We start from the raw sequence: 11,881 nt of genomic DNA on the forward strand, positions 1-11,881 counted from the left end.
CCGGCAGGAACAAGGCCGGCGCGGTTTTCTTATGTTTGGCGATGTCTCTTCGCCGGAAAACGATTCGCGGGCAGGGGTTTGCGGGTGGATGTTGAATCGATGCGTGCAACGCGCGGTATCGGATCATATGCCGACTCGCCCGACACCCTCATCCCTGTGCTTGTCACAGGGATCCAGCCAGCCCAAGTCCTTGGGCTGAGAAGAGTCCTCTCGCCGCGCAGACGCGCGTCGGCTGGATTCCTGTGACAAGCACAGGAATGAGGAGACGTAGGAGCTTACCCGATAGCCTTGAGGACCTTCGGCAATGCCTGCTCGAAAAGGTCGAGCTTGTCACCCGGCCCCACGCTCACGCGAATGCAGCGGTTGAGCGGCGCGACGCCCGGCATGCGGATGAAGACGCCGTGTTCCATCAGCCCATCGACAATGGCGCGGGCATAAGCCCCGTCGCGATGGCAATCGATGGTGACGAAATTGGTGGCGGAGGGGAGCGGTGAAAGGCCGTTATTGCGCGCGATTGCCGAAATGCGCTCACGGGCGTCAGAAATTTTACCAACGACTTCATGCAGATAGGCCTGATCCTTCAGCGCCGCCAAAGCGCCGGCGACCGAAATGCGCGCCATGCCGAAATGGTTGCGGATCTTGTCGAAGGCTTCGACATTGCCGAGCGTGCCGATGGCGTAACCCACGCGCGCACCCGCCAGCCCATAGGCTTTCGAGAAGGTGCGCATGCGCAGAATGTTCGGCTGGCCGATCAGCGCGTCGATGGCCGGCACGGCGCTGGCCGGCGCGGTTTCGCAATAGGCCTCATCCAGAATGAGCAGGCAGGTCTCCGGCAATGCGCGGGCAAAGGCGACGACTTCGCTCGCTTCCCACCAGCTTCCCATCGGATTGTCGGGATTGGCGAAATAAACGAGCGGCGCATTTTCCCGGATGACGAGATCGAGAAGCCCGTCAAGGTCTTCGTGATCGTCGACATAGGGTGTGGTCACGAGTTTCCCGCCAAAACCGTTCACATGGTAATTGAAGGTGGGGTAGCCGCCAAAAGAGGTGACGACAGGCGTGCCCGGCTCAACGATCAGCCGCGCGATCTCACCCAGCAGCCCATCGACGCCGCTGCCGATGGCGATATTGCCGCGTGCAACGCCATGGTGGATGGCGAGCGCTTCCTTCAGCTCGTAATTTTCCGGATCGCTGTACATCCATGTCTCCGCCGCCGCATTGCGCATGGCCAGAAGCACGGAAGGGGCGGGGCCGAAGCCGCTCTCATTGGCGCCGATACGCGCTTCAACCTTCAGGCCGCGGTTGCGCTCGATGGCTTCGGGGCCGACGAAGGGAACGGTTGAGGGAAGCGAGGCGGCAAGCGGCGTGAGGCGGGAAAAGGCTGACATTGTTTGATCCGATATGCAGTTGGAAAGTCTCGTTATGAGCAAAGCTCAATTCGCCACAATGGGTCAGATTTCCGACGGTTTGGAAACCCCTTCCTGCCGGAATTTACGCTCATGCCCGGTCCACAGGCGCGATGGGCGGCTGGAAATGCTGTCCCAGTGGGGCTTAGCTCCACGGCGCGACGTCCCGGTTTTGACGATCTCGGTTGAAAATCGACCTCCCAGGCTGGGCTCCGCAGACGGCAAAGCAATGGATTGCCGCAATGTTGCATCCATTCGTCAAATGCTTGTTGCAATTAATTCCTAATTGCAGAATATAGATAAGCTGGCGAGTATAGTTATTTTTATTGCAAATGATTCTTAATTGCAAAAATGCAAATGAAATCGATAGTTCTCACGACAAACAGCCGCCGCAAGAGATGAAAATGGAAAGAAAGTCGCAAATGGAGAAGACGTCACCGACGCGATTGACGGGTGAACTGGTCAGCCGCAGAGGGTTGCTCGCCGGCGGGCTCGTGGCTGCGGGAGGAGGGGCGCTTCTGGCCACCAGCGCCTCCGGCCAGACCGCGCATTCAGCTCACGGGGCGACAGCGCCGGGCTCGGCTCCGGCCGATAGCGCGGCGAAAGCCCACGGCGCGCATGGTTCGATGATGACGGTCGGCGAGGTCGATCCGCAAACCAACGGTTTCGACCCCCACGACATGCTGACGGATTGGGAAACCGGCACGGTGGAGCGCACCGTAGACGGGCGCACCCTTCGCACCTTCGAGATTACCGCCGAGGACAAGGATATCGAGATTGCACCCGGTGTCATGTTTCCGGCCTGGACTTACAATGGCCGCGTGCCGGGACCGACCCTGCGCGCCAGGGAAGGTGACCGTATCCGGGTGAATTTCAGGAATTACGGTTCCCACCCGCATTCCCTTCACTTCCACGGCATTCATTCAGCAAGGATGGACGGCATTCCCGGCACGCCGGGCATGGTCGATCCGGGCGGTGAATTCACCTACGAATTCGACGCCAGGCCCTTCGGCTGCCACCTCTATCATTGCCACAACGTGCCGCTGCGCCGGCACATGCACAAGGGCATGTATGGCGCCTTCATCATCGATCCGGATCCAGACCGGCATCCCGAGCACGCCGAGGTCGCCCGCTCGCGCCTGCTCGGCACGCCGGAAAATGCGGGCTGGCAGGAAATGGTGATGGTATCGAACGCATTCGACACCAATTTCGACGAGGAGAACGAGTTCTACGCCGTCAATACGGTCGCACACGCCTTCGCCAAGAAGCCGATCAAAATTCTCCGCTCGAAGCCGGTGCGCATCTATCTCGTCAACGTGCTGGAATTCGATCCGATCAATTCCTTCCATCTCCATGCGAATTTCTTCAATTATTTCAATCAGGGAACGACGCTGACGCCGACATTGCAGACCGTCGACCTCATCACCCAGTGCCAGGCGGAGCGCGGCATTCTGGAATTCAGCTTCGCCGAGCACGAGCCCGGACTTTATATGTTCCACCCCCATCAGACGGAGTTCACCGAACTTGGCTGGATGGGCATGTTCGACGTCGTGGAGTCGCTGTCATGAATGTCATGGAAACGAAGAAAACATCCGCGCCCGCCCGCTCCGGCCTCACGCTCGTCTGGATCGTCCTGCCGCTTCTGGCGCTGGCCGCCGCCATCGCCTGGATTTTCGCCGCCGACCCGCTCGGGCGGCTCGACAACGGCGCGCCGCCCGTCGAGAACCTCACCTTCGAGCGCACCATCCTCAACGACAGGGGCCTGCAATTGCTGGTCCGGGCTGGCGGTTCGGAGCCGATGACGATAGCACAGGTACAGGTGGATGCGGCCTACTGGACGTTCACGCAATCGCCTCCAGGTGAAATTGCGAGGGGGTCGTCCGTCTGGCTCAATATCGATTTTCCGTGGAATCTCGCCGATACCCACGCCGTCACCGTGGTCACCAACACCGGTGCGAGCTTCGACCACGAGATCGCCGTGGCGGTGCCGACGCCCACCGCGACATCCGGACAACTCTGGATTCAGGCGCTGGTCGGCATCATCGTCGGCGTCGTTCCCGTCGCCATCGGCCTGATGTTCTATCCCGCTTTGCGCAATGTCGACCAGGGCGGCATGAATTTCCTGCTGGCGCTGACAATCGGCCTGCTGCTTTATCTTCTCATCGACATGACGGAAGAGGCGCTGGAAATCGCCGGCGAAACGGCGGCGCTGTTTCAGGGCCGGGTGATGGTCGTGCTCGGCGCCTTTGCCGCCTTCCTGATCCTGATGGCGGTCGGTCGCCGGCATGGCACGCCGACCGGGCTTGCGCTCGCGACTTACATCGCGCTTGGCATCGGCCTGCATAATTTCGGTGAAGGGCTGGCTATCGGCGCTGCCTTTGCGGCGGGCTCGGCGGGGCTCGGTGCGTTTCTGGTCCTGGGCTTTGCGATCCACAACATTACCGAGGGTATCGGCATCGCCGCGCCGATCCTCAAAAAACGGCCGTCATTGTGGATTTTCGCCGGGCTTACCCTTCTGGCCGGCGGCCCGGCGGTGCTTGGCATGTGGCTCGGCAGTCTCGCTTATGCACCGCAATGGACGGCTTTCGCGCTCGCCATCGGGGCCGGAGCCATCCTGCAGGTCATTGTCGAGGTCTCGGCCTATATGGTCCGCAGCAACGCCCGCAACTTCGTTTCTCTCTCCCTGTCTCCGGCGGTCCTCGGCGGCCTCGGAGCGGGAATAATGTTTATGTACGTCACGGCGGCGGTCGTGAAGATATGATGACGGCCGCCCCGATATTCTCGATCTCCGCCTGCGATGCGGTGAGCCGGAAGAACGGGGCGGCAGATTTGGATGCCTAATCTATCAGCTGCGGCGAGGTGGCGGTCCCGCCGCTTCGCATGCCTATTCCGTGAGCCGCGCTTTTGCGGCGGTCATCATGATGTCTCGAAGCTCAGGCGTCGCACATGGTGCAGGAACTCCGCATCGATCAGCATATTGAAGCCGATCGTCACTTTTTCCTCTTCGCGGCGGATCAGCGTGCAGCCGATCTCATCGCGGATACCGAGAATTTCCAGATAGAAATTGGCCGGCATTTCCAGATCGGGACTGACATCCAGTTCCGCGCCGTAAAGGGAAATAGTCCGCACCAGGCAGCGCATGGTGTCCTTGGCGCTGAGATGATGCCCGATGAAGGTGATCTTGCCGGGCCGGTCGATCTGAAATTTCTCGTACATTTCGTCCTGGGGGACGTTCTGACGGGGATCCATATGCAAAGCCATGACAACCTCCCGGATTGCCTCTTTTTGATGCCGATTTTAACGCCGCTTCCTTGCCAGGGCATGAAGGAAATCCGCGCAATTGTCTGTTCTGTGTCTCGATCTCGACCAATCTTCCCTTCGGAGGCCGATGTTTCCGCTATGGAAATGCGCTCGGTCCCATACGGTTGCAGCCTGTGCTGATACTGCGTCACGCTTGCACGGGGCTGGTGTTGACTGGGGCCGTACTTGGCGTTACGCCTGAACCTTGTAATATCGCATCGCGCGGCCCGGCAGGACCGGCGTTTCGTGATTCTTCTGGGAGTGGACTGTGACGGGAAGGCTGGTAATCGTCGGGGCGGGGCAGGCCGCTTTCGCGCTGGCGTCGAAGCTTCGGGCGCTGAAGGATGAGCGCCCCATCACCATCGTCGGTTCCGAGGATGCCTATCCTTACCAGCGGCCGCCGCTCTCCAAAAAATACCTCCTCGGCGAGATGAGCTTCGACCGGCTGATGTTCCGGCCGGAGGAATGGTACGCGGAGAACAATGTCGATATCCGGCTTTCCACCTGGGTCGAGGAGATAGACCGCGCCGCCAAATTCCTGCGCATGCAGGACGGCAGCACGCTTTCCTATGACAGGCTGGTGCTGGCGACCGGGGCTGCTCCCCGCCTGCTGCCCGCCAGTATCGGCGGCGATCTGGAAGGCGTCCTGACCGTTCGCGACAAGCGTGATGCCGACCGTCTCATGGAGGAGATGAAACCCGGCCGCAGGCTGCTGGTGATCGGCGGCGGTTATATCGGTCTCGAAGCAGCGGCCGTCGCGCGCAAGCTCGGCCTCGAAGTGACCTTGATCGAAATGGCCGACCGCATTCTCCAGCGTGTGGCGGCGAAGGAAACCGCCGATATCATGCGCGGCATCCACCAGGCCCACGGCGTTTCCATTCGCGAAAAGACCGGCCTTGTGCGCCTTGTCGGCATGGACGGCCGGGTGGCCGCCGCCGAACTCTCCGACGGCTCAACGCTGGATGTGGACTTTGTGATTGTCGGCATCGGCGTAACACCGAATGATCGCCTCGCCCGCGAATCGGGCCTTGATGTCGGCAATGGCATCGTGGTGGATAACCATACCCGCACCTCCGACAACGCCATTCATGCGGTGGGCGATTGCGCGCTGCTGCCGTGGCGCGGCCAGCATGTGCGTCTCGAATCGGTACAGAACGCAGTCGATCAGGCCGAGGCGGCCGCTGCCGTGCTTACCGGGGCTGAAGCCGCCTATGATCCGAAGCCATGGTTCTGGTCGGATCAATATGACGCCAAGCTGCAGATCGCCGGCTTCAACCTTGGTTATGACGAGACGATGCTGAGGCAGGGCGCGCGTGAGGGCAGCTGGTCCGTCTGGTATTTCCGCGATGGGCGATTCGTGGCGGTGGATGCCGTCAACGATGCCAAGGCCTATGTCGCGGGCAAGAAATTGCTCGATACCGGCGCGGAGCCGGATCGCGCCATCCTGGCGGATGCTTCCGCCGATCTGAAATTACTGCTTTCCTGAGGAAATCATGCCTGCTCCCGAAAACCGTTTTAAAACCGCCATCCATGCCGGCAAGCCGCAGATCGGCCTCTGGCTGGATATGGGCGAGGCCATCACCGCGGAAATCGCCGGTACGGCGGGGTTCGACTGGCTGGTGATCGACGGCGAGCATGGGCCGAACGATCTGCGCAGCATCATCGACCAGCTGCGCGCCCTTGCCACAGCGTCTGCCGAACCGGTGGTGCGCGTGCCGGTCGGCGAAAGCTGGATGATCAAGCAGCTTCTGGATGCGGGTGCGCGCACGCTTCTGGTGCCGATGGTCGATTCGGCAACCCAGGCGAAGGATCTGGTCAGCGCCATGCATTATCCGCCGCGCGGCATTCGCGGCATGGGTGCTGCCGTTGCCCGCGCTTCCGCCTTCAACACGATAACCGACTATGCCGACAGCGCCTCGGACAGCGTCTGCCTGCTGGTGCAGGCCGAAACGCGCGCGGCGATCAACGATCTCGACAATATTCTTGCGGTGGAGGGCGTGGACGGCGTCTTCATCGGCCCTGCGGATCTGGCCGCCGATATGGGCTATCTCGGCAGGATAGATGAGCCGGAAGTGCAGGCGGTGATCGAGGCGGCCATCGTCAAGATCGTCAAGGCGGGCAAGGCCGCCGGCATTCTCACCTTCAACGAAACCTATAATCGCCGCTATCTTGAACTCGGCGCGTCCTTCGTGGCAGTCGGCGCGGATGTGACGGAATTCGCCAGTACCCTGCGTGCGCTCTCGGCCCGTTACAAGGGCGGAGCAGCGCCCGCACCATCACGGTCTGGCTATTAATTCAGTCGTCGTTGCTGGCGTTCAGCTTTTCCGGCGGAATGCCTTCTTCGCCGGAGGCGAGATAACCGCTATTGATAAGGGCGGCGCGAATGATGCGCTGGATGGCCTCATCCCTGTCGACGCCGTGATCCCTCGCAAAATCCGACAAAGCTGCTTCAAGATCGTCGGTGAATTGCATATCCGCCCCCATTCATCACATTTCCAACCAGTAAGAAAAGGCAAGGCAGGATAGACCCGCCTTGCCTCAATTTTAATTCGGTCACGCGATCAGCGCCAGCGATAAAGGCTGCTGTTCGACGAGTTCTGCTGCGTGCTCGCGCCAACTGCATAACCGATGGCAAAACCGAGTGCGCCAACGATCGTCAGCAGGGAAGTCGCCGTGCCGGGATTTTCCTTGACGGCTTCCACGACATTCTGGCCCTGGGCGCGGACATTATGCGCGGCCTTGCGAACGCGTCCGCGCGCCTCATCCAGAAATTCGGACGCATCCTCGCTCACACCTTCCGCGCGGGCGGATACCGATTTGGAGAGGGACGAGATCTGCGAACGCAACTCCGCAATCTGGTTTTCGATCGTGTCTTCGACAACATTCAGTTTGGTCTGAGCCATTAGAACACCTCTTTTGTTACCGAAGGCAGAACGTGCCGGCCTGCAAGAAGTTCCCTAAAGGCCCGCAAAGTTTCGCAGGAGGATATTCAGCCAACAGGTTTTTGTGCTTCTTGGCGAAAAAGCCTTGCAATCATTTTTTTTACGCAATAATCAGGCCGCACCGGAGAGGTGGCCGAGTGGTCGAAGGCGCTCCCCTGCTAAGGGAGTATACGTCAAAAGCGTATCGTGGGTTCGAATCCCATCCTCTCCGCCACTTCGGCAAAAGACCGGAAAATTCCAGCCCAACAGATTCCTCCAGTTCCAGATCACAACCGCACGCGTCTTGGTGAATACGCGCAGCCGCGGAACTATGAAGTCGCGGATGGTCGCGCCCGCCAGGTCTCGATTATGGAAGAAACGAGCGAATGAAGAGGCTCGGTGGTGTCGACTTCGATGTCGTACCGGCAGTAATCATGTGTTTTCAGATGATACCGCGCTTCCCCGATTGTCCTGTCCCCGCGTTCCCGCTCGCGTCGTTCCATCTCCGCGAGGGGAGCGTGCACGCCGACCCAGAACGTGTCCAGATGCACGAACAACGCCCGCAATTGCCGTGCCCAGCCTGCCTCTTCAACGATGTGCTCGACGACAATATCGTTTCCAGCTTCGGCAAAGGACACGATGGAGCGGTGAAAACCGTCAAAGAACCTGGCGCGCTCATTGCTCAGGCCGGTATGCGGCGTTTTTTGTTTGATGGTGCGAAAGCCGCCATCGGCAAGCTGATCAGACGCGTAATAACAAAAGGGTTCCGTCAGCGCCGACCTGAGCGCCTTGGCGAGTGTCGATTTGCCGGCACTCGAGGTGCCGTTCAATAAAATAATACGACCATTCCGCATGTCGATCTGTTCTTCCGTCTGTTTCGAATTGGCACTCGTGAATCGATATTAAAGGATAGTGTTTCAAGCGCGATGTCGCGTCGTCAATCAAGTCTCCGGTCGATACGGATTGGTGGCGGTATGTCGGTGCCGTAACCAGTCTGGAGGAGGCCCTTCGAATCGTTGCGCGAGGAATCGTTGGCAAAAGGCATGGTTTTTTCCGCTGTTTCTTCATAGGCGCTGTAGGGGCACGACAGATGCAGGCGGGAACGAAGCAAAAGTTTCCATCATCCTTGCCCGGCGAGGCAAGGTTTCGCCGAAAAAGCCGGTAGTTTAGAAAGACCTTGTTAACCTCGCTAACTAACGGATTTTCAAGCAATTTCTTAACGCATGGTAAAGCCGGCTGCGGGCCGGCTGCGCACTGTGTGTTGTTTCCGCAACAAACCGAAATGAAGCATATACGTAAATGCTATTTATCGGATGTTGGCGATTGCAAGCGGCGAAACCTTTTGTATTTTCACCACCAGAAGCGAGGCGGTGGATCGTTTGGCTTCTAAGAACACGGGAATGGGGCAGGGAATGCTGTCCTTCAGCGAAAGTACCCAGACCCACTTAAAAACTTTGACTGGAGGTCAACCATGAACATCAAGAGCCTTCTGATCGGCTCCGCTGCGGCTCTCGCAGCAGTATCCGGCGCTCACGCTGCCGACGCTATCGTCGCTGCTGAGCCCGAGCCCCTGGAATACGTTCGCGTTTGCGACGCTTTCGGCACCGGCTTCTTCTACATCCCCGGCACCGAAACCTGCCTGAAGTTCGACGGTTACATCCGTTTCCAGACTGACTTCGGCCGCAACAAGTCCGGCACGTCTGACTGGGATTCCTTCACGCGCGCTCAGTTCAACATCGACACCCGTACCGACACCGAGCTCGGCGCTCTGCGCGGTTACATCGGCTTCCGCGGCCAGGCCGACAACGACAGCAACCGTGGCGTTGTTGTTGACCAGGCTTTCATCGAACTCGGCGGCCTGAAGGTCGGTTACTACTACAACTGGTGGGATGATGGTCTCTCCGGCGAAGTCGACAGCCTTGCTTCGAACCAGACCCGTCTGAACGCTATCCGTTACACCTACGACGCTGGCTCGTTCTACGTCGGCGCTGCTGTTGAAGAGCTGGAAGCTGCTCGTGGCGACTCCAACATCTCCGCAGACTTCGTAAAGGGCGGTTCGTTCGAACGTGCTAACAACGTTGGTATCTCCGCTATCGTTGGCGCCAAGTTCGGTGGCGTAAACGCTAACCTGCTCGGTGGCTACGACACCGACGCTGAAGAAGGCGCAATCCGCGCTATCGTCACGGCCGACATCGGCCCGGGTACGCTTGGTCTCTCCGGCGTTTGGGCTTCTGGCGCAAACCGCTACTACGAAGAGTCCGAATGGACGGTTGCTGCTGAATACGCAATCAAGGCAACCGACAAGCTGACCATCACCCCCGGCTTCCAGTACTTCAACACGATCGACCTCGGCGCTGATAACGACTGGGTTGGCGACCGCGATGCATGGCGCGCTGGTGTAGCTGTTGGATACAAGATCACCCAGGGCCTCTCCACGCTCGTTTCGGTTAACTACCAGGACGTTGACGGCACCGAAGGTGTTGACACCGGCGCTGGCGACAGCTGGGTTGGTTTCGTTCGCCTTCAGCGCACGTTCTAATCTGATCTGACATTGTCAGTGATGGAAAGCCCGGCTCTTGAGCCGGGCTTTTTGTTTGAATGGCATCTTGATAGGGTGGACATCGCGGCGGGTGGCGAAATCGTGGCGGCGTTCCGATTTTCTGCAGCTTTATCCTCGGAACAGATCGCTAGCGCACGCCATTGATTCGCTCGGTATCGGGATCCTTGAGTCGGTTAAAGAATCCGAAGCTGTGGGCTTTTGCTTTTCGGTCAGTTTTTTCTTGCAGAAGTAGGGCCATCTGCACATTGCAATCGTCTTTTGAACAATTTCCAGTGGCCTGATCGTGTCCAGATTCAGGTGATCTCGTAGGTTTTCTCAAAGCGGATTTTTCGAATCTCTGGTTAAGTGACTGAAAAGCATGAGTTATTAATCATTTTTTAACGAATGGGGTCCCGTACGTTAGAATTGTAGCTATTTCGCAACAATGAAAAACTAAGGACACCTTACTGTCTTCCTTCTGTCATGATTACGATTGCCTGAGCGACCGGTTTTGGCTCTAATCAGCTTCATAAGCGGCACGCATTTCTGAAGTGCTTTCCCACCCGCTGCTTAGAAGATTAAGCGTTTGACTGGAGGTCAACCATGAACATCAAGAGCCTTCTCATCGGCTCCGCTGCCGCTCTCGCAGCAGTATCCGGCGCACAGGCCGCTGACGCTATCGTCGCTGCCGAGCCCGAGCCCCTGGAATACGTTCGCGTTTGCGACGCTTTCGGCACCGGCTTCTTCTACATCCCCGGCACCGAAACCTGCCTGAAGTTCGGCGGTTACATCCGTTTCCAGACCGACTTCGGTCGTAACGAATCCGGCACGTCTGACTGGGATTCGTTCACGCGCGCTCAGTTCGAGATTGACACCCGTACCGACACCGAGCTCGGCGCTCTGCGCGGCTTCATCGGTTTCCGTGGCGAAGCTGACAATGACAGCAACCGTGGCGTCAACGTCGACCAGGCTTTCATCGAACTCGGCGGCCTGAAGGTCGGTTACATGTACACCTGGTGGGATGACGATCTCTCCGGCGAAACCGACATCCTGTCTTCGAACTCCACCCGTGCAAACGCTCTGCGTTACACCTACGATGCCGGTTCCTTCTATGCAGGTATCTCGGTTGAAGAGCTGGAAACCCCGCTTGACGACGTTTCGAACCTCGGCATTGCCAAGGGCGGCTTCATCGAAGGCCAGAACAACGTTGGTATCAGCGGTATCATCGGTGCGAAGTTCGGCGCGATCAGCGCGAACCTGCTCGGCTCCTACGACACCGACCAGGAAAACGGTGCACTCCGTGCAATCGTAACGGCTGACATCGGCCCGGGCACGTTCGGTCTCTCCGGCGCATGGGCTTCCGGCGCAAACTCTTACTACGAAGAGTCTGAGTGGACGGTTGCTGCTGAATACGCAATCAAGGCAACTGACAAGCTGACCATCACCCCCGGCGCTCAGTACTTCGGTACGGTTGACATCGGTGCTGACAACGACTTCACCGGCGACCGCGACGCATGGCGCGCTGGCGTAACGTTCGACTACCAGATCACGCAGGGCCTTGCTACCAAGGTTGCTGTTAACTACCAGGACGTTGACGGCACCGAAGGTGTTGACAACGGTGCTGGCGACCAGTGGACTGGTTTCGTTCGCCTTCAGCGTTCGTTCTAATCTGATCTGACATTGTCAGTGATGGAGACCCCGGCAGAAATGCCGGG

11 protein-coding genes and 1 tRNA gene are annotated in these 11,881 nt (G+C 58.8%); 7 read left to right on the plus strand and 5 right to left on the minus strand.

Annotated elements, in window-relative coordinates; all coding sequences use genetic code 11:
- Positions 1 to 275: 275 nt before the first annotated feature.
- On the minus strand, positions 276 to 1,388 hold the full coding sequence (locus tag ACQZ60_RS04925; protein WP_448734846.1) for a pyridoxal phosphate-dependent aminotransferase: 1,113 nt from the start codon (positions 1,386 to 1,388) through the stop codon (positions 276 to 278).
- Positions 1,389 to 1,828: 440 nt separating this feature from the next.
- Here ACQZ60_RS04925 and ACQZ60_RS04930 point away from each other — a divergent pair, with 440 nt between their 5' ends.
- Together ACQZ60_RS04930 and ACQZ60_RS04935 are read left to right on the plus strand one after the other, a co-directional pair.
- Complete coding sequence (locus ACQZ60_RS04930; RefSeq protein WP_448734847.1) at positions 1,829 to 2,974, plus strand: multicopper oxidase domain-containing protein; 1,146 nt, start codon at positions 1,829 to 1,831, stop codon at positions 2,972 to 2,974.
- Positions 2,971 to 4,167, plus strand: a complete 1,197-nt coding sequence (locus ACQZ60_RS04935) for a ZIP family metal transporter (RefSeq protein ID WP_448734848.1) — start codon at positions 2,971 to 2,973, stop codon at positions 4,165 to 4,167. Before ACQZ60_RS04930 ends, ACQZ60_RS04935 begins: the two co-directional genes overlap by 4 nt.
- Positions 4,168 to 4,322: 155 nt before the next feature.
- Here the strand turns inward: ACQZ60_RS04935 and ACQZ60_RS04940 are convergent, their stop codons facing one another.
- Entirely contained in the window at positions 4,323 to 4,667 is a 345-nt protein-coding gene (locus ACQZ60_RS04940) for a hypothetical protein (RefSeq protein WP_020809517.1), read from the minus strand.
- Positions 4,668 to 4,974: 307 nt separating this feature from the next.
- On the opposite strand from ACQZ60_RS04940, the gene ACQZ60_RS04945 reads away from it, so the two are divergent.
- A complete protein-coding gene (locus tag ACQZ60_RS04945; protein WP_433822481.1) occupies positions 4,975 to 6,192 on the plus strand; it encodes an NAD(P)/FAD-dependent oxidoreductase in 1,218 nt (405 codons plus the stop codon).
- 7 nt (positions 6,193 to 6,199) lie between these two features.
- Positions 6,200 to 7,000 carry an aldolase/citrate lyase family protein gene (locus ACQZ60_RS04950; RefSeq protein ID WP_433822480.1) on the plus strand — a complete coding sequence of 267 codons (801 nt, stop codon included), beginning with the start codon at positions 6,200 to 6,202 and terminating at the stop codon, positions 6,998 to 7,000.
- Between the two features lies 1 nt (position 7,001).
- On the opposite strand, the gene ACQZ60_RS04955 is transcribed toward ACQZ60_RS04950, so the two are convergent.
- Both ACQZ60_RS04955 and ACQZ60_RS04960 read right to left on the minus strand, forming a co-directional pair.
- Positions 7,002 to 7,178 (minus strand): hypothetical protein, encoded by a 177-nt coding sequence (locus ACQZ60_RS04955; protein ID WP_174038989.1) that lies wholly within the window; start codon positions 7,176 to 7,178, stop codon positions 7,002 to 7,004.
- An 89-nt stretch (positions 7,179 to 7,267) separates the two neighbouring features.
- Positions 7,268 to 7,609: a hypothetical protein gene (locus ACQZ60_RS04960; RefSeq protein WP_065654142.1), complete on the minus strand. Its 342-nt coding sequence runs from the start codon at positions 7,607 to 7,609 to the stop codon at positions 7,268 to 7,270.
- 162 nt (positions 7,610 to 7,771) lie between these two features.
- Here ACQZ60_RS04960 and ACQZ60_RS04965 point away from each other — a divergent pair.
- A tRNA-Ser gene (locus ACQZ60_RS04965) sits at positions 7,772 to 7,862 on the plus strand.
- A gap of 94 nt (positions 7,863 to 7,956) precedes the next feature.
- On the opposite strand, the gene ACQZ60_RS04970 is transcribed toward ACQZ60_RS04965, so the two are convergent.
- Positions 7,957 to 8,481 (minus strand): chloramphenicol phosphotransferase CPT family protein, encoded by a 525-nt coding sequence (locus ACQZ60_RS04970; protein ID WP_448734849.1) that lies wholly within the window; start codon positions 8,479 to 8,481, stop codon positions 7,957 to 7,959.
- Between the two features lie 617 nt (positions 8,482 to 9,098).
- Between ACQZ60_RS04970 and ACQZ60_RS04975 the strand changes: the two genes are divergently transcribed.
- Complete coding sequence (locus tag ACQZ60_RS04975; protein WP_080852405.1) at positions 9,099 to 10,166, plus strand: porin; 1,068 nt, start codon at positions 9,099 to 9,101, stop codon at positions 10,164 to 10,166.
- Positions 10,167 to 10,769: 603 nt separating this feature from the next.
- Positions 10,770 to 11,834, plus strand: coding sequence for a porin (locus tag ACQZ60_RS04980; RefSeq protein ID WP_448734850.1), 1,065 nt, complete (start codon positions 10,770 to 10,772; stop codon positions 11,832 to 11,834).
- Positions 11,835 to 11,881 lie beyond the last annotated feature (47 nt).

This window comes from Agrobacterium sp. 22-223-1 (genome assembly GCF_053522385.1).